Annotated in this window: 24 protein-coding genes; all 24 read right to left on the minus strand. The window is 63.3% G+C overall.

Annotated elements, in window-relative coordinates:
* Window positions 1-5 precede the first annotated feature (5 nt).
* Window positions 6-1,223, minus strand: coding sequence for an FkbM family methyltransferase (locus tag ABQY74_RS10090; RefSeq protein WP_228601099.1), 1,218 nt, complete (start codon window positions 1,221-1,223; stop codon window positions 6-8).
* Between the two features lie 14 nt (window positions 1,224-1,237).
* On the minus strand, window positions 1,238-1,861 hold the full coding sequence (locus ABQY74_RS10095; protein ID WP_104555053.1) for a UDP-3-O-(3-hydroxymyristoyl)glucosamine N-acyltransferase: 624 nt from the start codon (window positions 1,859-1,861) through the stop codon (window positions 1,238-1,240).
* Window positions 1,851-2,996: an aromatic ring-hydroxylating dioxygenase subunit alpha gene (locus ABQY74_RS10100; RefSeq protein WP_104559332.1), complete on the minus strand. Its 1,146-nt coding sequence runs from the start codon at window positions 2,994-2,996 to the stop codon at window positions 1,851-1,853. Before ABQY74_RS10100 ends, ABQY74_RS10095 begins: the two co-directional genes overlap by 11 nt.
* A 3-nt stretch (window positions 2,997-2,999) precedes the next feature.
* Complete coding sequence (locus ABQY74_RS10105; protein WP_104553487.1) at window positions 3,000-3,653, minus strand: NeuD/PglB/VioB family sugar acetyltransferase; 654 nt, start codon at window positions 3,651-3,653, stop codon at window positions 3,000-3,002.
* A complete protein-coding gene (locus ABQY74_RS10110) occupies window positions 3,650-4,384 on the minus strand; it encodes an SDR family oxidoreductase (protein ID WP_349791293.1) in 735 nt (244 codons plus the stop codon). Before ABQY74_RS10110 ends, ABQY74_RS10105 begins: the two co-directional genes overlap by 4 nt.
* Complete coding sequence (locus ABQY74_RS10115; RefSeq protein WP_104553485.1) at window positions 4,381-5,145, minus strand: SDR family NAD(P)-dependent oxidoreductase; 765 nt, start codon at window positions 5,143-5,145, stop codon at window positions 4,381-4,383. The genes ABQY74_RS10110 and ABQY74_RS10115 overlap by 4 nt, the downstream gene beginning before the upstream one ends.
* Complete coding sequence (locus ABQY74_RS10120) at window positions 5,142-6,179, minus strand: ketoacyl-ACP synthase III (RefSeq protein WP_104553484.1); 1,038 nt, start codon at window positions 6,177-6,179, stop codon at window positions 5,142-5,144. The genes ABQY74_RS10115 and ABQY74_RS10120 overlap by 4 nt, the downstream gene beginning before the upstream one ends.
* Before the next feature lie 4 nt (window positions 6,180-6,183).
* Window positions 6,184-6,405: an acyl carrier protein gene (locus ABQY74_RS10125; RefSeq protein WP_008575943.1), complete on the minus strand. Its 222-nt coding sequence runs from the start codon at window positions 6,403-6,405 to the stop codon at window positions 6,184-6,186.
* 64 nt (window positions 6,406-6,469) lie between these two features.
* Entirely contained in the window at window positions 6,470-7,579 is a 1,110-nt protein-coding gene (locus ABQY74_RS10130) for a DegT/DnrJ/EryC1/StrS aminotransferase family protein (protein WP_104600546.1), read from the minus strand.
* A 118-nt stretch (window positions 7,580-7,697) separates the two neighbouring features.
* Entirely contained in the window at window positions 7,698-9,182 is a 1,485-nt protein-coding gene (locus tag ABQY74_RS10135; protein ID WP_349791296.1) for a sigma-54 dependent transcriptional regulator, read from the minus strand.
* Window positions 9,175-9,558 (minus strand): response regulator transcription factor, encoded by a 384-nt coding sequence (locus tag ABQY74_RS10140; RefSeq protein ID WP_016904817.1) that lies wholly within the window; start codon window positions 9,556-9,558, stop codon window positions 9,175-9,177. The genes ABQY74_RS10135 and ABQY74_RS10140 overlap by 8 nt, the downstream gene beginning before the upstream one ends.
* A gap of 8 nt (window positions 9,559-9,566) precedes the next feature.
* Window positions 9,567-10,967, minus strand: coding sequence for an RNA polymerase factor sigma-54 (rpoN, locus tag ABQY74_RS10145; protein WP_349791298.1), 1,401 nt, complete (start codon window positions 10,965-10,967; stop codon window positions 9,567-9,569).
* Window positions 10,968-11,187: 220 nt separating this feature from the next.
* Window positions 11,188-11,820: a response regulator transcription factor gene (locus tag ABQY74_RS10150; protein ID WP_003482986.1), complete on the minus strand. Its 633-nt coding sequence runs from the start codon at window positions 11,818-11,820 to the stop codon at window positions 11,188-11,190.
* A gap of 70 nt (window positions 11,821-11,890) precedes the next feature.
* Window positions 11,891-12,457 (minus strand): PilZ domain-containing protein, encoded by a 567-nt coding sequence (locus ABQY74_RS10155; protein WP_047128673.1) that lies wholly within the window; start codon window positions 12,455-12,457, stop codon window positions 11,891-11,893.
* Window positions 12,457-12,750 carry a hypothetical protein gene (locus tag ABQY74_RS10160; RefSeq protein WP_039527384.1) on the minus strand — a complete coding sequence of 98 codons (294 nt, stop codon included), beginning with the start codon at window positions 12,748-12,750 and terminating at the stop codon, window positions 12,457-12,459. The genes ABQY74_RS10155 and ABQY74_RS10160 overlap by 1 nt, the downstream gene beginning before the upstream one ends.
* A gap of 8 nt (window positions 12,751-12,758) precedes the next feature.
* Window positions 12,759-13,172 (minus strand): flagellar export chaperone FliS, encoded by a 414-nt coding sequence (fliS, locus tag ABQY74_RS10165; protein WP_039527382.1) that lies wholly within the window; start codon window positions 13,170-13,172, stop codon window positions 12,759-12,761.
* 150 nt (window positions 13,173-13,322) lie between these two features.
* Window positions 13,323-14,648, minus strand: a complete 1,326-nt coding sequence (gene fliD, locus ABQY74_RS10170; RefSeq protein ID WP_104574275.1) for a flagellar filament capping protein FliD — start codon at window positions 14,646-14,648, stop codon at window positions 13,323-13,325.
* 269 nt (window positions 14,649-14,917) lie between these two features.
* Complete coding sequence (locus tag ABQY74_RS10175; RefSeq protein ID WP_024939608.1) at window positions 14,918-16,117, minus strand: flagellin; 1,200 nt, start codon at window positions 16,115-16,117, stop codon at window positions 14,918-14,920.
* A gap of 316 nt (window positions 16,118-16,433) precedes the next feature.
* The gene (gene flgL / locus ABQY74_RS10180; RefSeq protein ID WP_126968855.1) at window positions 16,434-17,639 is read right to left on the minus strand and encodes a flagellar hook-associated protein FlgL; all 1,206 of its coding nucleotides are present in this window, start codon (window positions 17,637-17,639) and stop codon (window positions 16,434-16,436) included.
* Complete coding sequence (flgK, locus tag ABQY74_RS10185; protein ID WP_104645698.1) at window positions 17,639-19,513, minus strand: flagellar hook-associated protein FlgK; 1,875 nt, start codon at window positions 19,511-19,513, stop codon at window positions 17,639-17,641. Before flgK ends, flgL begins: the two co-directional genes overlap by 1 nt.
* Before the next feature lie 11 nt (window positions 19,514-19,524).
* Entirely contained in the window at window positions 19,525-20,703 is a 1,179-nt protein-coding gene (gene flgJ / locus ABQY74_RS10190; RefSeq protein WP_053045464.1) for a flagellar assembly peptidoglycan hydrolase FlgJ, read from the minus strand.
* A 1-nt stretch (window position 20,704) separates the two neighbouring features.
* Window positions 20,705-21,823: a flagellar basal body P-ring protein FlgI gene (locus ABQY74_RS10195; protein ID WP_039521506.1), complete on the minus strand. Its 1,119-nt coding sequence runs from the start codon at window positions 21,821-21,823 to the stop codon at window positions 20,705-20,707.
* Between the two features lie 10 nt (window positions 21,824-21,833).
* The gene (flgH, locus tag ABQY74_RS10200) at window positions 21,834-22,526 is read right to left on the minus strand and encodes a flagellar basal body L-ring protein FlgH (RefSeq protein ID WP_016901722.1); all 693 of its coding nucleotides are present in this window, start codon (window positions 22,524-22,526) and stop codon (window positions 21,834-21,836) included.
* Between the two features lie 38 nt (window positions 22,527-22,564).
* A complete protein-coding gene (flgG, locus tag ABQY74_RS10205; protein WP_016901723.1) occupies window positions 22,565-23,350 on the minus strand; it encodes a flagellar basal-body rod protein FlgG in 786 nt (261 codons plus the stop codon).
* Window positions 23,351-23,489 lie beyond the last annotated feature (139 nt).

Genomic DNA, 23,489 nt, shown 5'->3' on the forward strand with positions numbered 1-23,489 from the left:
GAGCGTTAATAAAAATAAAGGCAGGTATCCCAGCGATCCGGCGTGTGATGGCGCAGGCCGATTCTGTAATCCGGGTTCAGAGATAGGGCAAAATCGCTTAGATCTAGCAGGTCGGTAGCTCTGTGATAGGCGGAGATAGCCATCTTGGGCTTGCACTGAACAATCGCATTCTGCGCACCTTTCAGTGCCGAAAGCTCCGACCCCTCGATGTCCATTTTGATGAAGGTGGGTGCATCGTCGATGACATCGTCGATGCAACATACGTCGATCATGTCTGCCGGTTCGCAATCCTCACTCGAAGGCTTGACGAAGCCGCCGTGGCCACCCTCATGATTGAATGGAACCCTGCCTGTTGTCTCGCCTACGCCGCAGTCATGCAGACTGATTCTGGACGCCAGAGCTGTGCCTTCGTAGCGGCGCAGTACGTTCTTGAGTGTGCCGACGTTGATCCGATCGGGTTCAATCATCCAAGAACGCGAGAATTGGCCTTTGGTGGCGCCAATCAGGCCTGCGAGCGACTCGCCAATCGAGGCGCCGCAATCAACCATCTTTTCTCCGCTACCGAATTGCAGCAGGCCGGAGCGGAAGTACAACGTGGTGTAGGGGCGTTCGATTTCGTGGTAGTACTCGGGGTCACAGGTCAGGTGGAAGTTGAGGACAGAGAACAGGGTTTGTGCCGAATAGGCATCGGAAAAGCGTTTTGCCAGGCGCTGAAACCTGGGAATGTTGCGCACGATCTCCCGTCCCCAATCGTCCACCCGGAAATCTACACGCCCCTGTAGACCGAAAGCGCGAACGGCCTGTTCAAAGTTGATATGAGCGATCCCGTGCTGCCTGCAGACCTGGTCAAAAAATCGCTTGGGTCCGTCATATCGGCAGGTGTTGAGGGCGATGATGTCGCCAGACTTGGCCAGTTCGATGAACCTGTCCGTCGAGATGATCGGAGTGCCGTAATACAGCGCACCGGAGTGATAGCGGAAGTCGTCCACCGAGGCGATCACATTGCAGTGCCGGTCCTGCTTCAGGTTCAGTAAGTGCGCGCCGAACCCCCCGGTTCCTAAAACGATCACCTTGACTTCGTCGCCAAATTTGGCAATGAGGTGGCGAACGTCCTCGGGAATACCGAACATCGGATCACCAGTCAGGCCCTCGGCGGCGACCTGAAACGTCTCTTCCGATGCCTGCGGGTCGATATTTAGTTTGAATTGGATAGCAGTTTGCATGATTGGTCCCCGGCTTAGGCTTCATAAACATGGATTGGAGTGTCGTAGCGGGCGTGGAAATAGGTCTTGGCCGGCACGTCCTCGCAGTAGACACGTGGCCAGCCAAGTTCGCAGCTTCGCCCCACCTTGACGCCCCCACGCACGATGGCGCCGGTTCGCAGGATGCTATTGCTGCCGATCTCGACGCCCGCGCCGATTTGCACACCATTCTCTATCCAGCATGACGATTTAACGCGGCATGCGGGTCCCAGGTGCGTGCCTGCATGGATGACGGTGTTGTAGTCGATCCTGCACCCGTGCCCAACGACAGCATTGGCACCCACGAATGCGTTGAGACCAATGGCCGTGTCAGAGCCGATGGCTGCGCTCGGGTGGATGAAGGGTTCGAGCTTGAAGCCACGCTCCATCGCTGCCTGCATCAGTTCCATGCGCTTGAAGTTGCCGAAGCGTTCGTCGAAAGCCACGAACATGGCCCCGTCGGTCGGATTCAGTCTATCCAGCACGTCCAGATCGAATTCGTGTTCCGAGTCCTGTGGTACATCGATCCTGATGACCGTCTCGTCCTGACGCGCGTGCTTCCAGGCATGAAAGGCCAGATCGAGGTATTCGCTGCCGCCGATGATCCACCTAGATCTCATGTTCGGTCTCCATCAGCACCGTGTACCAGCGCTCAACCAGGCGATTCATTGATTCATAGGCTCCCTGGGTGGGTAGCGGGGCGTCTATATGCAGTGCCGCCTGCACCCGCTCCATGATGTCCACGTCTTCTCCCACGACCACCTTGCTGCCGTGCATCTGCGCAAGCAACACTTGGCTGGAAGAACCGTAAGGCTGTTTCTTGCGCGCGCTGAACCAATAGATTTCCAGGTCGGTCCGGTCCGGTGCGACGGGGATGTGGTGTTCCAGAGTGAAGGAATAGCCCCCGTTGGCGCTGGCGATATGCAAATTCGGGAAGGCAAGCCAGTTAAAGTAGGCGTCCTGCTTGCCCCAGCGTTCCACTTTAGCGTGCCAGCCGAAATGCTTAAGGTTGGGGATGGTGGCTTCCGGGCCGCCGAAACTGAAGCGGCGCATCTCGCGCCTCAGCGCTACGGGCGACGTGTCCTGCAAGGCCTCCATGGACTCCTTGGCTTGTTCCTCGTTTACCTGGGGAGTGAAGTTGACGCTTTTGGCCAGGGTCTTGGGGTGGACAAAGCGCGGGTGGTTGGCGTCCCGCAGATTCTCGTAGGCCAGCTTCCAGTTGTACCGGCCATGCCATGTGGTCACCATGACCTCAGTGTCATAGGCGTTGGAACTACTTTCCAGCAAGGCGATGAAGTCTGCCGAAAACTGCTCCTCGATTGGCATGGGGTCTGGATCGAGGTTGACGAACAACAGGTTGCCGATGGCGCGCAGCGAGAATTCGCGCAGCTTCAAGTTGGCCTTTTCACTATTGTCCAGGTGGTAGATCGCATCGCAGTCCGGGATGTTCTTTACCCGGCCTTGTTCGTCGTAACTCCAGGCGTGGTAGGGGCACACCAAAGGCCGGCAACCGAGAGCAGCGGTTTGAATCAGTGCACTGCGGTGGAGGCAGACGTTCTCGAACGCACGGATTTGCCCGTGGAAGTTCTGGATCACCAGAGGAACACCCGCGATCTTGCGTGTGATAAAGCAATTGTGATCCTTCAGCAGCGTTTTGAGTCCTGCGAACAACCAGACCCTGCGGAAGATCTTGCGCTGTTCGCAGTCAAAGATTTCCTGCGACAAGTAATACTTGGGGTGCATCCTGGAGCGCATGGATCAGTCCATCTTGATGTTCTTGTGGAATACGATCTTGGCCGGATTGCCAAACACCGTGGCGCCTGCCGGCACATCCTTCAGCACGACCGCACCGGTGCCGACGACAGCGTGCTCACCTACCTTGACGCCAGGTACTAGGGTGGCACGTGGGTGCACGACTGCGAAGTCGCCTATCTGCACACCGCCTCCCATGAAAACCTGTGCGCCCACATGAGCATAATTGCCAATGCGGACATCGTGTCCAATCACCGACCAAGTGAGCAGATTGGCAAAATCCCCGATCCACACATCGGGGCCAACGTGTACCTGGTTGCCGAGAAAGCAACCTGTGCCTAGACGCACGCGGCGACTGAGGTGCGCCTCGGTGCAGATTGGGATGAACGCGGCCCCCTTTGCAAGCAGCGGTTGAATGTATTTATGCCGTTCCAATGGGTCGCCTTGCGCGCAGACAAAAGCCTCGTTGCCACGCGGCACGTATGTCAAAGGGTCACCGACGATGGGTACCCCGGTATCGAAGCCATCGAGAATATGCTCGCGGCTGTCCAGGAATCCGGTGACTTCCCATTCCCTGCGATGTGCAATATCACCTTGCATTTGCTCAAGAACCTCCCGGCCCCAGCCGCCTGCCCCGACGATGAGCACGGAATAGGTCATAGGACAGACCCACCGTCCATTACCAAACTGGTCCCGGTTACCCAGCGGCTGGCATCGGACAAGAGATAGATCGCAGCGTTCGCTACGTCCTCTGAGGTGCCCAAACCGAGCGGGTGGCGTTTTCGCTGTGCTTCCAGATGGGTTGCGTCCCAAATGGGCGTTATGACCGCAGAGGGAGACATGCCATTGACCCGTATCTTGCGTTTGGCCTGCTCCATGGAAAGGCAGCGAATGATGCCGAGCAGGGCTGACTTCATGGCCGAATACGGTCCTACCCCGGGTGTGCCGATATGGGCCGCAGTGGAAAGCATGAAGACGATGGAACTTTGAGGCGCAAGAGCGTTGGCCTGCAACAGCCGCTGGGTGAGCATGACAGGGGCCAGGAAATTGACCGCATAGACATCGGTCATGAGCTTCTCGGTCAACTGCCTGATAGGGCTCAAGCGCTGCCTGCCAGCGCAGTGGACCAAGCCATCTAGGCTGGAAATGCCCTGTACTAGTCGTTCACGGCCTTCGGCTTCGGTCAGGTCGGCCAGCACTTGAACGTGGCCTTGGCCATTCAACAAGTTGTAGGTTTCCTGCAGGCGTTCTGCATGCCGCCCGGTGATGACCAAGCGCGCCCCACGCCGCGCGCAGGAAACGGCGATTTGCCTGCCGATGCCCGATGAAGCACCTGTGACCAAAATGGTCTTGCCATCCAGTGAAAAAGCGCGTTGCGCCGCGTTGGTCATGCGTAGATGTCCATCGGTACAGAAAAACCGCCATCAAGAATGAAGTGGTTGCGCGTGATCCAGCGGCTGGCATCGGAAAGATAGAACACTGCTGCGTAGGCCACGTCTTCCGGCTCGCCCATGCCAAGTGGCGTCAATGCAAACAGGCTGTCCATATTGCCGCCGCTTCCCTGCAAGCCATCCAGCAAGGGAGTGCGTACATAACCTGGTGCAATGCAGTTGGCGCGCATGCCTTGCTTTGCTACTTCCATGCCAAGCGAGCGCATCATGCCCAGCAGGGCGCTTTTGCTGGCAGCGTATGCGCTGCTCGCCAGCGGGCCGATATGCGAGGCAATTGAGGCAATGAATAGCAGGGATCCGCCCGGCGCGATCTGCTTCTTCGCCAATAGGCCTCGCGTCAGTAGCATGGGTGCGTAGGTGTTGCTTGCAAATGTCTCGTCCAGGTGCGCATGACCGATCATTCGAAAGGGGGTCAGCTTGGACATGCCAGCTGCGTGCGCCAAGCCGTTGATGACACCGCTCGCAGCCACCACGTGGTCAATACCCTCCTGTACCGCCAAGTCCGCCACCACTTGCGTGTGGCCTTGGCCTTCCAGTTGGTTGAATGTGGCTTGCAAGCGCTCGGTGTTGCGCCCGGTGATGACAACGCTCGCTCCCATTTGTGAGCAAGTGATTGCAATTTGACGACCAATACCCGATGAAGCACCAGTCACCAGGACGCGCTTGCCTTCCAGGGAAAACGGATCACGCTCGGCGTTCATGCTTCGATCAGTGCCGGAAAAGCTGCGTTCTCGACGTCCACGATCGCCGTGCCCCACGACAAGCCGATACCGAAGCCGGCAAGCAACAGTCGGTGCCTGGCATTGATCAGCGTATCGTTCAGGCGGACGGTCATGGTGATGGGCAGGGAGGCGCCACTGGTATTGCCAAAGTCTCGCAAGGTTGACGGAACTTTCTCCGTCGGCAGCGCCAACTTCTTGCGGATGGTTTCGTTGATCATTTTGTTGGCCTGATGGAAAACAAAAAAATCAACGCTGTCCTTATCAACACCAGAATACTCAAGCAATCTTTCCACCGCTGGAGGTACTCGCTGGGTCGAGAAACTCAATACGGCAGGGCCATCCAGAATGAGTTCACCCGGCCAATGCAGCACACCGTTCTCGTCACGTGTAGGAGAGATATGTTGGGGGCCGTAAGGCTCACGATGTCCGCCTATGGGCAACATGATGGCCCGGTAGCCGCTACCGTCGCTGTTCAAATCGAAATGCATCGGTGGTGCATTCTTGTCGAACTCCAGCGCCGTGGCGGTGCCCGCGTCGGAGAACAATGGGTCCAGAAGCGTGGCCGAGCGGTCGCCGACCAGCAGAAGCGCCTTCTTGATGGTTCCCGCCGCAATCATGCTTCCCACCAGGTGTAGGCCAAAGGGATAGCCGGAACAGCCGAGATTGACATCAAAGGCGATAGCGGTCTGCGGCAATTGCAGCCGGTGCTGCATGATGATGGCCGTGGCCGGGATGGGGTAGTCGGGTGATTGCGTTACGACAATCAGTGCATCGATTTCTTCCTTGTCCCATTGCAGCTCTGCAAGCAGCTTTTCCGCGGAGATGAGCGCCAAATCGGAAAATGTCTGCCAGCTTGGGCAAATGCGACGAAACTCGATGCCGATGTTACGCACCAGACGCTCGCGTTCTGAGCGCATCTTCGGCGGGCAATCGGTCAGGTTGGAAATGATCCGCTTGGGAACGCAACTTGCCATGCCCGCAAAACGGACATTGCTAAGGGTGGACAGTCCCATGGCTTTACCCCAGCAGTTTGTGAAGATCGTTCAAGGTGGCGCAGTTCTTGAGATCTTCGCCGGTAATGACCTTTCCGTAATCCACGTCGAACATGACGATTACCCCCAACGCGGAGAGCGAATCCCACTCGGGCAAGTCGGCCAGTGCGGTGTCCATGGTGACCTCCACCGGCTCCTGGAAGTCGGTGGCGGAGAGGAAGTTCTCGATAAATGTTGCCTGGGTCATGCGAGCTCGCCTGGTTGCCTGTTGAAGAGATGGGAGTCTGAAATGCAGCTGCAGCGTGTTGCGATCATGTTGCCTGTGCGCGGGCGATCAGATCGGCAATGGTATCGACCTGGTCGCGGGTCAGGCCAGGAAAGATCGGCAGGCACAAGACCTGTGCGGCCACCGAACGCGCGACTGGCAGCCATGCCGGCGCCGAGGAGGGCAGGGCGCGATACATCGGGAAGTCGCTGATCAACGGATAGAAGTATCGCCGCACCAGGATGGCGTGCTCGCGCATCACTTGGTACAGCGCATCGCGCGACAGCGGGTAGTCGTCCTGCACCAGGATCGGAAAGTACGCGTAGTTGGCACTGGCGTGATCGGGCCGTGCCACGCAGCGCACGCCGCGAACATCGCTCAATCGTTGCCGATACTGTGCGTCGATGGCGCTGCGCTGGGCGATGGCGTGATCGATGTGCTTGAGCTGCAGGAGGCCGAAGGCTGCGCTGATCTCGTTCATCTTGCCGTTGATACCCGGCGCCACCACCGTGGTCTCATCGACGAAGCCGAAATTCTTCAGATGCCCGATGCGCTGATAGGTTCTTTCGTCCGGGCAGACGATGGCGCCACCTTCGAAGGTGTTGAACACCTTGGTGGCATGGAAGCTCAACACGCTCAGGTCGCCATGGCGCAGGATCGAGCCACCCTCATCGCGCACGCCGAAGGCATGCGCCGCGTCGTAGATCACCTTGAGGTTGTAGATGTCGGCGATGCGCGTGATCGCAGCGGTATCGCAGGCGGTGCCGTAGCAGTGCACCGGCATGATGGCGGTGGTCTGCGGGGTGATGGCCGCCTCGATCTTGGACGGATCCATGTTGAGCGTCACCGGGTCGATATCCACGAACACCGGGGTGATGCTTTTCCACAGCAGCGAATGCGCAGTGGCCACGAACGAGTAGGGCGTGGTGATGACTTCCCCGGTGATGCGCAGCGCCTGCAGCGCGGTGATCAACGCGGTGGTGCCGTTGGTCAGCAAGGCCAGGTGCGGCACGCCCAGGTACTCGCACAACGCGCGTTCGAGCGCGTGATGCATGTCACCGCCATTGCTGAGAATGCGGCTGGACCAGATCTGCTCCAGATAGGGCAGAAATTCTTCCAGCGGCGGCAGCAGCGGACTGGTGACAGGGATGGGCATCAATGCCTCGGCAGGTGCTGGTGAATGTCGGGATTCCGCCGCAGCCGACGGCTGCGGACGGGGCAATCCTGCTGAAGCAAGCGCTATGCCAGCAAGCCGGGCCGTGAGGCCGGCCCGCTCAGTTCGCCAGCTCGGTCTGCTCGCGATCGATGCCGTACTTGCGCAGCTTTTCCACCAGCGTGGTGCGGCGCAGGCCGAGCAGCTGCGCTGCATGCGCCACCACGCCCTGGGTGCGTTCAAGCGCTTCGTTGATCAGCGCCAGCTCGATGTTGGCCATGTGGCCACGCAGATCGATGCCATCGTCGGGCAGGCTGGAGCTGGTCGCCGGCTCGTCATCGGCTGACGTGGATGGCAAGGTCACCACATTGCCCGGCAGCGCGATGTCTTCGACGGGGGCGGCAACCAGCGCCGGTTCGGGCGCAAGCTCGACCGGCACGGCCGCGGCAAAATCACCGCGGTAGCGCGCCGGCAGGTCCTGCACGCGTACCAGTCCGCCCGGATGCAGCACCGCCAGGCGCTCCACTAGGTTGGTCAGCTCGCGCACGTTACCCGGCCAGTCGTAGCTGCGCAGCGCCTGCAGGGCTTCGTCGGCAAAGCGCACTTCGCCGCGTCCGGTGCGTGCCAGCTGCCCGGCAATGGTCTGCACCAGCATGGCCAGGTCGTCGACACGTTCGCGCAGCGCCGGCATCTCGATCGGGAATACGTTGAGGCGATAGAACAGGTCCTCGCGGAACTGGCCGTCGCTGATGCGGGTTTCCAGGTTGCGGTGGGTCGCGGCGATCACGCGCACGTTGCAACGGATGGTCTGGCCACCACCGACACGCTCGAAGCTGCGCTCCTGCAGCACGCGCAGCAGCTTGACCTGCATCGGCAGGCTCATGTCGCCGATTTCGTCCAGCAGCAGGGTGCCGCCCTCGGCCATTTCGAAGCGGCCCTTGCGGGTGCTCAGCGCGCCGGTGAAGGCGCCTTTTTCGTGACCGAACAGCTCGCTTTCCAGCAGATCCGGCGGGATCGCGCCGCAGTTGATCGCCACGAACGGCCCGTCGCGCCGCGGCGAATGCTGATGGATGGCGCGCGCGACGACTTCCTTGCCGGTGCCCGATTCGCCCAGCACCAGCACCGTGGTGTCGAAGGCTGCCACCTGGTCGATCAAGCGGCGCAAGCGGGTCACCGCCTCGCTGTTGCCGGTCGGGCCAGTGTCCTGCTGCACGCCGGCCTGGTGCTCGGCGTCCAGGCGCTTGAGGCTGGCACGGCGCAGCAGGGCTTCCAGCTGCGTATGCCGCAACGGGGTGTCCAGCGTCCAGACATTGGCTTCGTGCAGGCCATGGGCCTGTGCGAACGCGCTCGGGCTGCCTTCCATCAGCAGCACCGGTGGCGGCAGCTTGGCATCGGCCAGCCAGTCGAAGAACTTGTCGGCCTGTGCAGCGTCCTGCGCCGAGCCCACCATCACCGCCATCCATTCGTCGTGGCGATGGCGGCCGGGATTGATGTCGGCGCCGTCGGTGACCCAGCGGGGATTGAAGTCCATGAACTCGAGCAGCGAGACCGTGCGCTCGGCGCGCACGGCATCGCTGTCGATCAACAGAATGCGGGACTCACTCATTCCTGGCTCCTTCCGTCAGGCCCTCCAGGATTGGCATGACTTCCTGGATATAGGACAGCTTGCTAACAAAATTGTCAGCACCCGCGCGAAGAGCATGTTCACGATGCTCTGCATCGTCGAAGTGGCTCGCGATGACAATATACGGCGGATCGTCCTGCGTCTTGATCAGACGCGTTGCCTGCAGCCCGCCCATCTCCGGCATGGCCAGGTCCATCAGCACGACATTGGGGCGCAGCGACTCAGAGCGCTCGATCGCTTCCAGTCCATTGGCGGCACTGCCCACGATATCGAGCCACTCCACTTTGCGAAAATGACGCATCGCAGCGTTGATGAAGCCCTCGTGGTCGTCGACCAGCAGCACGGTGAGTTTGCTCATAGTAGTCCTTATCCTGCCCGGGCAAGCAGCGGTTTGTTGGTGCGGCGGCGCTCGCGTGCCGGGGCGATGTCGAGTTGTTCGCGGTACTTGGCCACAGTTCGACGGGCGATATTAACGCCCTGGCGCGACAACAGCCCGGCGATGGCTTCGTCGGCCAGCGGCCGCCCGGCCGGCTCGCTTTCGATCAGTCGCCGCACCATCGCCTTGACTGCCTGGCCGGAGACGCTGGCGCCTTCCAGACGTACAGCAAAGAAGTGCTTGAGCTCGAAGGTGCCGCGCGGGGTCTGGATGTATTTGCCGGTGGTAATGCGCGAAATCGTCGATTCGTGCATGCCGATCTCATCGGCAATTTCCTTCAGCGTCAGCGGTGCCATCGCTTCTTCACCGCGCACCAGGAAGGTGGCCTGGCGTTCGACGATGGCGCGCGTGGCGCGCAGCAGGGTCTCGTAGCGCATCGACAGGCCGCGGGTCAGCCAGCGCGCTTCCTGCAGCATGTCGCGCAGCGGCTGGGCGGCGTCGCCGGCCTCGGCCAGTGCGCGCTCATGCACGGGGTTGATACTCACCCGATGCGTGGTGGCCGGGTTCAAGGCCACTCGCCAGCTGCCATCGGCATGCCAGGCGAGCACGTCCGGAATCACGCTGGCGTTGCTCTCCTGCAACAGGTCATCGCCGGGGCGCGGCTGCAGCGACAGGATCAGCCGTACCGCTTCGCGCACATCGTCCAGCTCGGCATCGTGTGCGCGCGCCAGCACCGGATAGTCGTGGCTCGCCAACAGGTCCAGGTCGCCGGCAAGGATGCGCGCGGCCAGATGGCGCGCCGGCACGCGGCCGGGCAGGGCGCCCAGCTGGGCCTGCAGGCACTCGCGCAGGTCGCAGGCGGCCAGGCCGGCCGGGTCGCCGTGCAGCAGGCGCTGACGGACCGCTTCCACTGCCTGCACGGTCATACCAAGACGGGTGGCGCCAAGCTGCTGCAGCGTCGCCAGGGCCTCGCTCAGATAGCCGGCGTCGTCGGTCTGCTCCAGCCAGAACGCGGCGGCCCCCAATGCGGCCTCGTCAAGGTCCAGCGCCAGATCGCGCAGGATGCGCACGTGCGGGTCGGTGGATTCGCCGGCTGCCACGCGCTGCATGCGGTCGTCGTCGTCGCCGTTCCAGCTGCTGCTCTGCACGTCCCACATCGTGCTTTCCGGCAGTTCATCGAAGGCGGCGACATCGGACGCGCCATCGTCGCTGGTCGCGGCGGCGTCGCTGTCTGCCAGTTCTTCCAGTTCCAGCAGCGGATTGGTTTCCAGCGCGCGACGGATTTCCAGTTCCAACTGCATGCCGTCCAATTGCAACAGACGGATCGACTGCAGCAACTGCGGGGTCAGGTGCAGTTGCTGGCCAAGCTGGGCGGAAATGGTCGTCTTCATCGAAGCGCTTCCGGAAGGCGCCGCACGTGGCAGCGATGGAACGCATCTTGCAGGACAAAGCGACGGGTTTCTAATCAGGGAATCGCGTGAGGCAATTCGTGATTTTCCTGACAGGGCGTGGGGAATTCCCTGACGTTCAATACGGACTCAAGCGTGCCCGCCGGAATCCCGTCACTGTTTTCGTCGCTGGCGGCCGTTTCCGGTCGACGCAGCGGTTTGCTCAGACCAGTTCGTTGTGATGCTTGGCGGCCAGCAACACCAGGTCGTTGGCACGCCGGCAACCGAGCGATTCCATCATGCGCGCGCGATGGGTCTCCACCGTCTTGACGCTGATGCCGAGATCGGCGGCGATTTCCTTGTTGCTCTGGCCGCGGCCGATCTCGCGCAGGATCTCGCGCTGGCGCGGCGACAAGGCAGCGATACCGACCGGTTTTTCCCGGCCCAGCATCGGCGCGATCATCTTGGACGAAATCTGCGGGCTCAGGAACACCTGGCCGGCCGCCGCTGCACGCAATGCCAATTCCAGCTCGAGCGGCGCCGCATCCTTGACCACGAAGCCGACCGCGCCGCGATCGAGCGCGTCGCGCACGTGCACCGGGTCGTCGTGCATCGACATCATCACCACATGCGTGCGCGGCGCCGCGCGCAATACATCGGTCATGGCATCCAGGCCGCTGCGGCCAGGCAGGGACAGATCCATCAACACCAGATCAGGCCGGTGCAGGGATGTCATGTCCAGGGCTTGCTGTGCGTTGCTGGCCTCACCCACGACATCGATGCCGGCGAAGGTTTGCAGCAGCCTGGACAGGCCGGCACGGACAAGGGTGTGATCGTCGACGATGATGACTCGCACGGCGCAGAAGAGACCTTTTTTCAGTAAAGGGCACCTTAGCCGACCCGGCGCCCCGCGCCAACAGGCGCTATCAGCGCTGGCGGCGGGCGTCGGCGATCTGACGGCGATGCAAACGGAACAGATGACGTTCCAGCGCCTCCTGCAAGCCTGGGGAAAGCGGCGCAAACCGCAGCCATAGCCAGTGATCGTGGCCATCGCTTGCGCTTGCCAGAACCTCGGCAGGAAGCTGTACCAGTTCAGGAAGCCAGTCGGAGGGTTGCAGGCAAACGCTCCCCAGGGTGCCCGGCGGGTGGCTGCTTGCGCAGCTCAGGCGGATTCCGCGCACCGACCAGTGCACGTTCGCCTGGATCAGTCCGGTGTCGCCCTGTTGCACCAGGCGGCCGATCAGGGCCAGCATCAGGTCGAGCTTGGCGTCCATGCGCTGCACCAGCAGCGGCAGCTCGCCACGGTCTTCGCTGGTGTCTTCGCTGCGCAGGTCTTCCACCTGGCCCAGGCTGCGCAGCAGGGTTTCTGCGGCACTGTGCGAGCCGGCGTCGCTGCCGGCACGGAAGCCGGCCGGCAGGCGCACTTCGCAGCTGAGCGTGTCGGCGAACAGCGCGGCATCGGCCGATGGCGCGAGTGTGCCGAGCGCGGACATCAGATCCGTCCGATCCGTGCGTAGGCGCGGCTGGCCGTAGAGGACGTGCGCTGCGCGCGGATCAGATCCAGCAGCTTGCGTCGACGCTCGAGCATCATCCGCATCAGGTCCTGCTGCATCACCTGCAACGTCTGCAACGCGTCGCGGTCCTGACTCAGGTCCGCCTGCTGCGCGTACTCGCGCAGGTGCAGATCGTGAGCATCCAGCATGAACGGCATCACCTCGAATTCTTCCTGCGCCATGGCCAGGCGGATGTCGGCAATTTCGGCTTGAAGGCTCTGCGCGCTATGCATGGTATGACTCACGAAGCGGCGGAAAGGCCGCGTTGGTCCAGGGGGATGGAATTCCACGCCGAGTCGATTTCGCTGAGCAGTTCCAGCGCTTCGGTCAACGCGGTTTCGTCGTTGTGCAGGTTGGCGGCAGTCAGCCGCTGCATCACGTAGTCGTAGAGCGCCGACAGGTTACCAGCGATCTCGCCACCGGCTTCGTGATCGAGCGATCCGTTCAAGTGACCGACGATCGCGCAGGCTTCGCCGATGGCCTTGCCCTTGCGCGCCTGGTCGCCCTGCGCCAGGCAGGCCTGGGCCAGACGGATGCGCTGGCAGGCGCCGGCGAACAGCAGCGACACCAGCTTGTGCGGGTCGGCTTCGGTCACGCTGGTGGACACGCCGACCTTGCGGTATTGCTCGGCATACTGACGATTGGAACCGTACATGGATGACTCCTCAATGGGCTGACCTTCGTTGGTCCCGGAGCGCTGCGCTCCTGCGACGACGCTCCTGCCGGAAGGCAAGGCCGAAATCACGATAGGCCCTTCTTGTATCGGCAAGACCATTGCGGGACTTGAGGATCCTCATCACGGAAATCAGCTCGTCAGCAGGCTGCTGAGCGAACTGGTGCTGCTCTGCAGCTTGCTGATCATGGTTTCCATCGCGGTGAACTGCGCGGTGTAGCGATCGCTGAGCTTGGTCATGCGCGCGTCGAGGTCATCCAGGTCATCCTCGTAGCCCTTGATCTGCTTGTTCAGGCTGTCCGAACGCAGGGTCAGGGTGCCGTTGTTGGCGTTGACGTTGCTGTCGAGCAGCTTGGTCATGGCCGAGCCGAACTTGCTGTCCTTGCCGAGCACCTCGGCGGCGGCACCGCCGTCGGCGGCGATGGTGGTGTCGAACTTGCCGCCATCGAAGCTCATCACCCCATCCTTGTCGATGGTCAGGCCGAGCGACTTGAGTTCGGTGAGGTTGCCGCTGACCTGGCCGCGCAACTGCTGCTGCAGGCCGCGCACCAGCGAGTCGCCGGTCAACGCCGCGGCGGTCTTGGTGGTGGGGTCGTAGGCGCTGCTCTTGGCCAGCAAGGTGTTGGCGGTGTTGTAGGCGGCCGCGTACGCGGTCAGATTGGCCTTGAGGCCGCTGGTGTCGGCCGCAACGCCCAATGTGACCTTGGTGCCTTCGGCGGCCTTGGTGAGGTTGAGCACCACGCCCGGCACGATGTCGGTGACGGTGTTGGAACTGGAGGTGCGTTCGAAGCCGTCCACGCGCACCAGCGCATCGGTCGCGGCCACGGACTGGGTCAGGCCGCCGCTGACGCCGGGGCCATAGGTGAGGCTGCTCAGGCTGGGGTCGCTGGCGCTGACGGTCAATGCGCCCTTGGTACCGGTGTCGACCGCGTTGAACACCAGGTGCTGGCCGTCGTTGGCGGTCACCACGCTGGCGGTGACGCCCTTGCCGCCGGCCGCCTTGTTGATGGCGGCGGCGATATCGGTGAGCTTGTCGGTGCCGCTGATGTCCACGGTGATGCTCTTGTCGCCGTATCCGATGGTCAGCGTGCCGCTGCCGACCGTGGCATCGGCGGCGAACGCGCCGGAGGCGAGCTTTTGCGCGCTGGCCAGCGAGACCACTTCCACCGAATAGTTGCCCGGCGCGGCCGAGCTGGTGGTGGTGGCGGTGAAGCCGGCATCGGTCGGCACCGTCGCCTTGTAGGCGTTGGTGTCGGCGCTGCTGATGACCTTGTCCAGCGCAGACTTGAGCGTGGTCATGCTGCTCTTGATCTGGCTGATCGCCGACAGCTGCGTGGTCGCGGCGGTCCCGGCCTTGTTGATGCGCGCCTGCTCCGGGTCTTTCTGCCGGGAAACCAGGGTGGACACCACAGTTGGGATGTCCAGACTGGAGCCGGAAGTGCTGATCACCGATGCCATGTTGCATTCCTCGTCTGGGCGTCCAAGCAAGGATGGACGCATGGGATTACGAGACGGGTATCGGCCGCATCCGCCAGGACTTTAGCGGCAGCGACCCCGTTTCGCTCACGAGTTTGGGTAGTGCAAGTTCCATGCCGGCGGGATGCGTCAAAAAACCCGCGCCAGGAAAGCGTGCTGCGCGTTCGCGCCAAATCTCGGGCGAAGAAATCTGCGGCCACAAAAAAGCCCCTCCGAAGAGGGGCTCTGGACGTGCTGCGAAGCGCTGCCGATTACTGCAGCAGGCTCAGCACGTTCTGCGGAACCGACTTGGCCTGGGCCAGCATCGCGGTACCGGCCTGCTGCAGGATCTGCGTGCGGGTCAGCTCGGCGGTTTCCTTGGCGTAGTCGGTGTCGCGGATACGGCTACGCGAGGCCGACAGGTTTTCCGAGGTTGCGCTCAGGTTGGCGATGGTGGAGGTGAAGCGGTTCTGCACCGCACCCATGTCGGCGCGCGAGGAGTTGACCGCGGTCAGCGCCTTGTCGACGATTTCCAGGGCCTTCTGTGCGCCGGAGAACGTGGAGATGTCCAGGGTGCTCAGGGTCGAGGCGGTGGAGCCGGAAGCGGCCGAGGCAGTGGTGATGCCGGCGCCGACGGTGATGCCTGCGGCGCTGGAAGTACCGGCGGTCAGCGAGGTGAAGTCCTGGCCAGCCTTCAGCGATTCGATCTGCACCGTACCGTCGGTCTTGATCGAGGCGTACATGCCGGTCTGGTCGAGCTTGTCGTTGATCGCCGCAGCCACCTTCTTGTTGACGTCGGCAGCGCTCTCGCCGACGCCGATCTTGACGTCTGCAATGGTGACGCTCTTGGCCGCGCCGCTGGCGTCCTTGAACGACAGGCTCATGCCACTGATCGAGCCCGACGCGGTGGAGGTGCCGGTCACGCCAGCGCCGGAAACGGCGGCAGCGAAGTTGGCCTTGCCCAGCGAATCGACGTTGGCGTCAACGATGCTGTTGATGCCGATGGTCTGGCCGGCGTCGGCGCCGACCTGGAACAGCGCGCCGGAGAAGTCGCCGTTCAACAGCTTGGTGCCGTTGAAGTTGGTCTGGTTGGCGACGCGGTCGATTTCGGCGGTGAGCTGCTTGACTTCGGAGTTCAGCGCGTCACGGTCGGTCGGCGAGTTGGTGGCGTTGGACGACTGCACCGACAGCTCGCGGATACGCTGCAGGTTGCTGCCGATTTCGACCATCGCGCCTTCGGCGGTCTGGGCCAGCGAGATACCGTCGTTGGCGTTGCGCGAGGCAACGTCCAGGCCGCGGATCTGCGTGGTGAAGCGCTCGGAGATCGCCAGACCTGCGGCGTCGTCCTTGGCGCTGTTGATGCGCAGACCCGAGGACAGACGCTGGATGCTCGTCGACATGCTCGCGCTGCTGGTGTTGAGGTTCCGCTGAGCGTTCAGCGACATTACGTTGGTGTTAATTACCTGTGCCATTTTGATTTCTCCTAAGCGATTTTTCCGGCAAGGGGGACTTGCCCGGAGCCTCCGCAGGGGGGCCATCAAGTTGGCCGTTGCCGCTGCTGAGATGAATAACGGCGTTGCGTCGGGAACCTTTAGCGAAATCCAGTGTTTTTTTACTGTCTTTCTGCTGCGGGACGAAATACGGAAGCGTTGTGTATCAAGGGGTTTGGTTTATTCGGCAGCACCCCGTAGATCTTTAGCGTTGGTATAACTTTCGACGAATAAACTCCGTCGGCCTGCGCAAGTGCTGGCGCGCAGGAGTGCAGAAAACGCGGGTTTTCTGCTGCAATCAGCGGATCAGGTTGAACAACGACGACGACTGCATCTGCTGAAAAATCGTTTGAGCGGCCTGCAACGAGGCCTTCTCTAGTTCGTACTGCCCAAGCGCCGAGGCGTAGTCCAGATCGCGGATCGACGACAGGGTGGTCTTGAGGGTGACCTCGTTGGACTCGAGCAGGGAGTTGGCGTTGTCGATCGCTGACAGCTGCGCACCGCCGGAGGCGCGCGCATCGATCATCTTCGACGAGGCCTGTGCGATGTCACGCATCGACGACTGCAGCGTGTTGATCATCGCCGCCTTCTGCGGCTGGGTCAGCGTGTCGGAGTTGAGCGCGCCGACCAGGTCGTCGATGGTGGAGAACACGTCCTTGGTGGTGGAGGCACCGATCTGGAAACTGTCGCCCACCGCCGGTGCACCGCTGATACGCATGCGCACGCCGGCCGCGTTGATGTCCTCGCCATCCTTGTAGGTGCCGGTACCGACCACCGTATTGCTGCTGTCGCGCACCTCGTAGGTGTCGGCGGCGGTGAACTGCACGCTGTAGCTGCCGCCGTTCCAGCTGCCGGTGCTGGAGTCGCGGCTGAAGTCCAGCAGCAATCCGGTGCCGGTGTTGGCAGCGTTGGGGTGCGCATCCACGGTGCCGTCGCCGGTGCGGATACGCATGAAGATTTCGCTGCCGGGCAGGGTGTCGCTGACGAAGGTGTCCGGCGCCACTTCGACCTGTTTCTGGGTCTGGTCGCCGTTGTAGGTGACGCCGCCGCTGCTCTTGATGAACGGTGCGCTGCCATCGGCAGTGCCGCCGAACAGGTAGCGCCCGGTGCCGTCGGTGCTGTTGGCCAGGCTGACCATGCTGTCGCGCAGGGCGGTCAGTTCCGAGGCGATCGCCTTGCGGTCGTCGGGGCTGAGCGAGGAGTTGTTGGCCTGCACCGCCAATTCGGTGACGCGCGCCATTTTGTCGCCGGCCTGCGACAGGGCATTTTCCTGCAGGCCAAGGCGGTTCTGCACGTTGTTGGCGTTCTCGCCAAAGCGGGTGATTGCGGCCAGTGCGCGATCCAGGCCGACCGCGGTGCCGGCGGCGACCGGGTCGTCCTTGGCGGTGACCAGGCGCTGCCCGCTGGTGAGCTGGGCCTGGATCTGGTTCAGCCGGGACTGCTTGGCCGTCATCGACGACACCGACTGGCTGTACATCATGCTGGTGGAGATACGGTCGGTCATCAGCGTACGGCACCCAGGATGGCTTGGAAGATGGTGTCGGCGGTGGAGATCATCTGTGCGGCGGCCTGGTAGGCCTGCTGCAGCTTCAGCATGTTGGCGGCTTCCTCATCGAGGTTGACGCCGGAAATCGAGTCGCGGCTGGCCTGCGCCTGGTCGTTGATGACCTTCTGCGCGTCCGAGGCATAACTGGCCGCACGCGCGGCCGAGCCCACCGAGGTGGTCAGGCCCGACAGCGCGCCGTTAAGCGTGACCGTGCCGCCGCTGAGCGCCTTGGCATCGTCGAGATTGGCCAGCAACTTGGCGTTGCCATTGTCGCTGGAGCCGGCACCGGTGGGGCCGACGCCGAAGGTATCGCCGGCCTTGGGCGCGCCGTCCAGCGCAAAGCTCCAGCCGTTGGCGCTGATGGTCTGGCCGGCGGTGTAGGCGAACGGGCCGGTGCCGTCGATGGTGTACTGGTTGGCGTCGATGAACTCCACCGACGACGGGGTCAGCAGCGCCGGGTTCTGCGCATTGGTGACCTTGACGTCGCTGATCTTGCCGGTGCCCAGGTTGGCGACCGTGGCGGTGGCCTTGACCGGGGTAGCCGCGGCAATCCGCGAGGGGTCGGTGATGGCCACCGACAGGGTGCCGGCCAGCCCGGCGGTGGGCTGCAGCAGGAACTTGTCGCCGTTGGCCGGCGTGCCGCCGACCACCAGGCTGACGCCGTTGAGCACCAGCGGATTTGCCGGGGTGCCGGTGCCGCTGAGCGGCACCGCCGAGCCGGTGCTGGCATTGGTGGCCTTCCACGCAGTGCCGTCGAAACTGAGCGTGACGTTCTGCCCATCCACCGCCGACATGTTGCTGAAGCTGGCGCTCAGCGATGCGCTGCCGGTGTTGGCGGGGTTGGCGGCGGTGGTGGGCGAGCCGATGTTGAAGAAATTGCCGCCCATCGCGCCATACAGATCCATGCCTTGCGCGTGACCGGCGTTGAAGGTGCTGGCCATGCCCACGGCCAGGCGACCGAGTTCGGCCTGGGTCGGTTCCAGCACGCTGCTGCGGAATTCCAGCAGCCCGCCGATCTGCCCGCCCAGCGAGCTGGCGCTGAGGCTGACATTCTGGCCCTGGGTCTGCATCGCCACCTGCAGCTTGCTCGGCTGATACGGGTCGGCGACGGTGGTCAGCTTGGACGAGGTGGTTCCCACCACCAGGGCCTGGCCGCCGGAGGTGAAAACATTCATGAAGCCGCCGTCCTGCATCACCGCAGTGCCGCCGGTGTAGCCGACCAGCTTGCTCACCAGCGCGTCGCGCTGGTCGAGCATGTCCGGCGAGGCGCTGTCGATGCTGTTGCCGATGGTGCCGTTGATCTTGGCGATCTGCTGGGTCAGGCGATTGACCTCGTCCACCGCGGAGGTCAGGCCGCTGTTGACCTCGTTGCTCAGGCTGTCCATCTGCCCGTTGAGCTGCTTGAAGCGCGTGGCCAGCGAGTTGCCGCTGTCGAGCATGCTCTGCCGCTCGGCGGTGGACGAGGCATTGGACGAGACCGCGCTGGTGGAGTCGAAGAAGTTCGACCACAGCCCGGCCACGTTGGTGGCGGTGTTGGAGTAGAGGCTGTCGACGCGGTTGGACAGCGAGGACAGCTGCTGCAGCCGCGACAGCTCGCCGCCGCTGTCGAGCAGGCGCGAGGTGGCCAGCTGGTCGGCCACCCGGCTCACGTCGGTGATCTTGGCGCCATTGCCCACGAACGCGTAGCCCATGTCGGTGGGCGTGCGCGTTGCAAATTCCACACGTTGGCGGCTGTAGCCTTCGGTATTGATGTTGGCGACGTTATGGCTAACGGTCGACAACGCCCGTTGGAAGGCGATCAGCGCACTGGTCCCGGTGGACATGATGGACATGGGCGTTTACCTCAACGACGGATGGTGCCGAGCCCAGCAGGCTCGGCGGTGCTGGCATAGCGGTTGGACAGGTCGGCCGCCGCGTTGCCGATCGCGGCTACCGCACGGTCGATGGTCGGACCGTTGGCGATCGCCGCGATCTTGGCCGCGTAGCCCGGATCGGTGGCGTATCCAGCCTGTTGCAAGCCGCGTGCAAAACCCTTGATATCGGTGCCGGCCTGCAGCGCGGGCTGGTAGCGACTGTTGTTCTTCAGCAGCCGCACGTAGTCGGCAAAACTCTCCTCGGCCGAGCCGTAGGCACGGAAATCGGCGGTTTCAGTGGTTTTGACGCCATTGACGTATTCGTGGGTGCCGGTGGTGACCTTGTCACCGCTCCAGCCGGTGGCCTTGATGCCGAACAGGTTGTTGGAGTCGCCGCCATTGCCGATGCCGCGCCGGCCCCAGCCGGTTTCCAACGCAGCCTGCGCGACCAATGCACGCGGATCCACGCCCAGTTCGCGCGCGGCCTTCTGCGCATGCGTCCAGATCTTGGCGACGAAGCCTTCCGGGGTACGCTCGCCCAGGCTGGCGGCCGCGCTGCTCGCCGCGCTCGCATTGACCGCGGCGTTGGCGTCGGCGGCATCGCTGGCCGCCACATCGCTCCAGCGATCGTTGGCCGAGGGCCAGCTCAGCGCGGCCGCATCGTCGCTGCCGGCATCGCTGCTGCCGGTGCGCCCGGCGATCAGATCCAGCACCTGGCTCATGCCGATGCCGCCCAGGCCGCCTGCGCCGATGCCTGCAGCGCTACCGGTGCTTGCGCCGACGCCGGTCGCCGCGCCATCGCGGCTCGGCAGCGGTAACGAGGCATCGCGCTTGCCGGCCACCAGCGAATAGGCCTTGGCGGCATCGGCGGTGCTCAGCGAGGTATTCAACGCCGGGCCGCCGGTGTCGCCGCTCAACTGCTTGGAGATCATCGCCGACAGGCCCAGCCCCTTGCCGTCGGTCAGCGCCTTGGCCATCTGCTGGTCGTACATCTCGCGGAACATCTGGTTTTCGCCCGGAAACATCGGGTCGCCAGAGCTCGCATCGCGCATGCTCTTGACCAGCATCTGCGCGAACTGTCCTTCGAGCTGACGTGAGACCTTGTCGATCTTGGCGGGATCGGCCTTGGTGCTCGGGTTGAGATCAATGGGCGAGGCTGCGATACGCATGTCAGATCACCTCCAGCTCCGCCGTGAGCGCACCGGCTTGCTTGAGCGCTTCCAGGATGGCCACCAGGTCGCCGGGAGCGGCGCCCACTTCGTTGACCGCACGCACGATCTGATCGAGCGTGGTGCCGCCTTCGAACTTGAACATGCGGCTGCCTTCGGAGGTGGCCGTGATCGTCGACTGCGGGGTCACCGCGGTGCGGCCGCCACTGAAGGCGCCCGGCTGGCTGACGTTGGTGTTCTCGCTGATGGTCACGGTGAGCGAGCCATGCGCGATCGCCGCCGGCATCACCCGCACCAACTGCCCGATCACCACCGTGCCGGTACGTGCGTTGACCACCACCTTGGCCGGGGCATCGCCTGGAGACAGTTCGACATTTTCCAGCCGCGACAGCAGGCCGATACGCGCGCCGGGGTCGGTCGGCGAGCGCACTGCCACGGTCACGCCATCCACCGCACGCGCGGTGCCGGCGCCGAAGCTGCTGTCGATCGCCGCGACCATGCGCGAGACGGTGGTGAAGTCGTTCTGGTGCAGGTTGAGGGTGATCTCGCCGCTGCCGGCAAACACGTCCGGCAATGCGCGTTCGACGGTGGCGCCGTTGGGAATGCGGCCGACGCTGGGAATGTTGACCGACACCCGCGAGCCGTCCTTGCCCTGCGCGCCGAAGCCACCGACCACCAGATTGCCCTGCGCCATCGCATAGACCTGGCCGTCGGCGCCTTTCAGCGGTGCCATCAGCAGCGAGCCGCCACGCAGCGACACCGCGTTGGCGATCGAGGACACAGTGATGTCGATCGGCTGGCCGGGTTTGGCAAACGGCGGCAGTTCGGCATGGATGGCCACGGCCGCGACGTTTTTCAGCTGCGGATTGACGTTCGCCGGAACATTGACGCCCAGCTCGCCGAGCAGGTTCTTCAGGCTCTGCACGGTGAAGGGCGCCTGGCTGGTGCGGTCGCCGCTGCCGTCCAGGCCGACCACCAGGCCGTAACCGACCAGCGCGTTGCCGCGCACGCCGCCGACCTGGGCAAGATCCTTGATGCGCTCGGCCGAGGCCGGCGCGGCGATCGCGCAGACCGCCACAGCGGCAGCCAGCAGACGGAAGGGCAGGGAAGACAGATTCATGGTCGCAGGCTCAGTAGGGCGACAGACGGGAATTGAAGAAGCGGCTCAGCCAGCCCATTGCGTTGGACTGCGCGATCGCGCCGCGGCCGCCGTAGGCGATGCGGGCGTCGGCGACCTTGCTCGAGGGCACGGTGTTGTCCGGGGCGATGTCGGCGGCGCGCACGATGCCTTGCACCTGCACCAGTTCGTCGCCCTGGGTCAGGCGCAGGTTCTTCTGCCCCTGGATCACCAGATTGCCGTTGGGCAGGCGCTGCATCACCGTGACCGTGACGCTGCCCTGCATGCGGTTGCTCTGCGCGGTGTTGCCCTTGCCGTCGAAGCTGCGATCGCCGCTCAACGAGTTCTGCAGCACATTCAAGCCACCGACGGTGAGCGGCGCACCCAGCAGCGTCGGCGCAGCCATGGTGGTCGCGTCCTTCTTGCTGATGCTGGTATTGGCGGTGGACGAGGCGGTGGTGCTTTCCACCAGGTTCACCGTCAGCAGATCGCCGACATCGCGGGCGCGGCGGTCGCCGTACAGGTTCAGGCTCGGGCCGGCAGCGTAGATCGCCCCGGCGGTGGGCTGCGCCACCGGCGCGACCACCGGCACGATCGGCGCCAGTTCGGCGAACGGCCGCACATCGCCGGCCGCCACGCAGCCGCCCAGCAGCGCGCTGCAGGCAATGGCGAGGCACAGGGAGGAAAGAGAAGGCAGGCGGGACATGGCGTGGATTCCTGAGAGGGCAGTGACCGGCGGGCCGATCAGACGTTGTTGTTCAAGTAACCGAGCATCGAGTCGGTGGTGGAGATCGCCTTGGCATTCATTTCGTAGGCGCGCTGCGTTTCGATCATGCTCACCAGTTCTTCCACCGTGTTGACGTTGCTGCCTTCCAGCGCGCCCTGCACGGTGTTGCCCAGGCCGTTGAGGCCGGGGGTGCCGTTCTGCGCGGGGCCGGATGCGGTGGTTTCGACGAACAGGTTCTCGCCCTTGGACTGCAGGCCCGAGGGGTTGATGAAGTCGGTCAGCGTCAACGCGCCGATTTCCTGCGCGGCGGCCTGGCCGGCCAGCGTCACGCTGATGGTGCCGTCGTTGCCGATGGTCAGCGACTGCGCGCCTTCGGGGATCTGGATGCCCGGCTGCAGCGGGTAGCCACTGTTGGTGACCAGCTCGCCCTGCGCATTGATCTGGAAGGTGCCGTCGCGGGTATAGGCCGAGGTGCCGTCGGGCATCTGCACTTCGAAGAAGCCGCGGCCGTTGACCATCACGTCGAGCGCGCGGCCGGTCTGCTGCTGGCTGCCCTGGTCGAAGCCCTTGAAGGTGGAGACCACCCGCACGCCAGTACCCAGCTGCAGGCCGGTCGGCAGCTGCGTCTGCGCGGAGGTGGAACCGCCCGGCGCACGCACCTGTTGGTACAACAGGTCTTCGAACGCCGCACGATCGCGCTTGAAGCCGGTGGTATTGGTATTGGCCAGGTTGTTGGAAATGACCGACATGCGCGTCTGCTGCGCATCCAGTCCGGTTTTGGCGACCCACAAAGCCTGATTCATGACCCGATTCCTCGTTAGACCCGGGGATGTGTTCCGGGTACGGGTGGGTATATGCACGTGCCGTGCCAAACCCGCGTCGGATTTTTGCCGGCTGTGCACTGGATCACGCGAAGCGGGCGCGACAGTCTGCGCTGGACGG

This window comes from Xanthomonas sp. WHRI 7064, assembly GCF_040202355.2.
Taxonomy (GTDB): domain Bacteria; phylum Pseudomonadota; class Gammaproteobacteria; order Xanthomonadales; family Xanthomonadaceae; genus Xanthomonas; species Xanthomonas arboricola.

What these genes read in the sequence shown, in the direction of transcription:
- ABQY74_RS10110 (WP_349791293.1), bottom strand. Translation starts at nt 4,384, where the DNA reads ATGACCAACGCGGCGCAACGCGCTTTTTCACTGGATGGCAAGACCATT.
- ABQY74_RS10100 (WP_104559332.1), bottom strand. Translation starts at nt 2,996, where the DNA reads ATGCGCTCCAGGATGCACCCCAAGTATTACTTGTCGCAGGAAATCTTT.
- ABQY74_RS10105 (WP_104553487.1), bottom strand. Translation starts at nt 3,653, where the DNA reads ATGACCTATTCCGTGCTCATCGTCGGGGCAGGCGGCTGGGGCCGGGAG.
- flgJ (WP_053045464.1), bottom strand. Translation starts at nt 20,703, where the DNA reads ATGCGTATCGCAGCCTCGCCCATTGATCTCAACCCGAGCACCAAGGCC.
- ABQY74_RS10120 (WP_104553484.1), bottom strand. Translation starts at nt 6,179, where the DNA reads ATGGGACTGTCCACCCTTAGCAATGTCCGTTTTGCGGGCATGGCAAGT.
- fliD (WP_104574275.1), bottom strand. Translation starts at nt 14,648, where the DNA reads ATGGCATCGGTGATCAGCACTTCCGGCTCCAGTCTGGACATCCCAACT.
- flgL (WP_126968855.1), bottom strand. Translation starts at nt 17,639, where the DNA reads ATGACCGACCGTATCTCCACCAGCATGATGTACAGCCAGTCGGTGTCG.
- flgG (WP_016901723.1), bottom strand. Translation starts at nt 23,350, where the DNA reads ATGAATCAGGCTTTGTGGGTCGCCAAAACCGGACTGGATGCGCAGCAG.
- ABQY74_RS10175 (WP_024939608.1), bottom strand. Translation starts at nt 16,117, where the DNA reads ATGGCACAGGTAATTAACACCAACGTAATGTCGCTGAACGCTCAGCGG.
- ABQY74_RS10155 (WP_047128673.1), bottom strand. Translation starts at nt 12,457, where the DNA reads ATGTCCGCGCTCGGCACACTCGCGCCATCGGCCGATGCCGCGCTGTTC.
- ABQY74_RS10130 (WP_104600546.1), bottom strand. Translation starts at nt 7,579, where the DNA reads ATGCCCATCCCTGTCACCAGTCCGCTGCTGCCGCCGCTGGAAGAATTT.
- ABQY74_RS10095 (WP_104555053.1), bottom strand. Translation starts at nt 1,861, where the DNA reads ATGAGATCTAGGTGGATCATCGGCGGCAGCGAATACCTCGATCTGGCC.
- ABQY74_RS10160 (WP_039527384.1), bottom strand. Translation starts at nt 12,750, where the DNA reads ATGCATAGCGCGCAGAGCCTTCAAGCCGAAATTGCCGACATCCGCCTG.
- fliS (WP_039527382.1), bottom strand. Translation starts at nt 13,172, where the DNA reads ATGTACGGTTCCAATCGTCAGTATGCCGAGCAATACCGCAAGGTCGGC.
- ABQY74_RS10090 (WP_228601099.1), bottom strand. Translation starts at nt 1,223, where the DNA reads ATGCAAACTGCTATCCAATTCAAACTAAATATCGACCCGCAGGCATCG.
- flgK (WP_104645698.1), bottom strand. Translation starts at nt 19,513, where the DNA reads ATGTCCATCATGTCCACCGGGACCAGTGCGCTGATCGCCTTCCAACGG.
- rpoN (WP_349791298.1), bottom strand. Translation starts at nt 10,967, where the DNA reads ATGAAGACGACCATTTCCGCCCAGCTTGGCCAGCAACTGCACCTGACC.
- ABQY74_RS10195 (WP_039521506.1), bottom strand. Translation starts at nt 21,823, where the DNA reads ATGAATCTGTCTTCCCTGCCCTTCCGTCTGCTGGCTGCCGCTGTGGCG.
- ABQY74_RS10125 (WP_008575943.1), bottom strand. Translation starts at nt 6,405, where the DNA reads ATGACCCAGGCAACATTTATCGAGAACTTCCTCTCCGCCACCGACTTC.
- flgH (WP_016901722.1), bottom strand. Translation starts at nt 22,526, where the DNA reads ATGTCCCGCCTGCCTTCTCTTTCCTCCCTGTGCCTCGCCATTGCCTGC.
- ABQY74_RS10135 (WP_349791296.1), bottom strand. Translation starts at nt 9,182, where the DNA reads ATGAGTGAGTCCCGCATTCTGTTGATCGACAGCGATGCCGTGCGCGCC.
- ABQY74_RS10115 (WP_104553485.1), bottom strand. Translation starts at nt 5,145, where the DNA reads ATGAACGCCGAGCGTGATCCGTTTTCCCTGGAAGGCAAGCGCGTCCTG.
- ABQY74_RS10140 (WP_016904817.1), bottom strand. Translation starts at nt 9,558, where the DNA reads ATGAGCAAACTCACCGTGCTGCTGGTCGACGACCACGAGGGCTTCATC.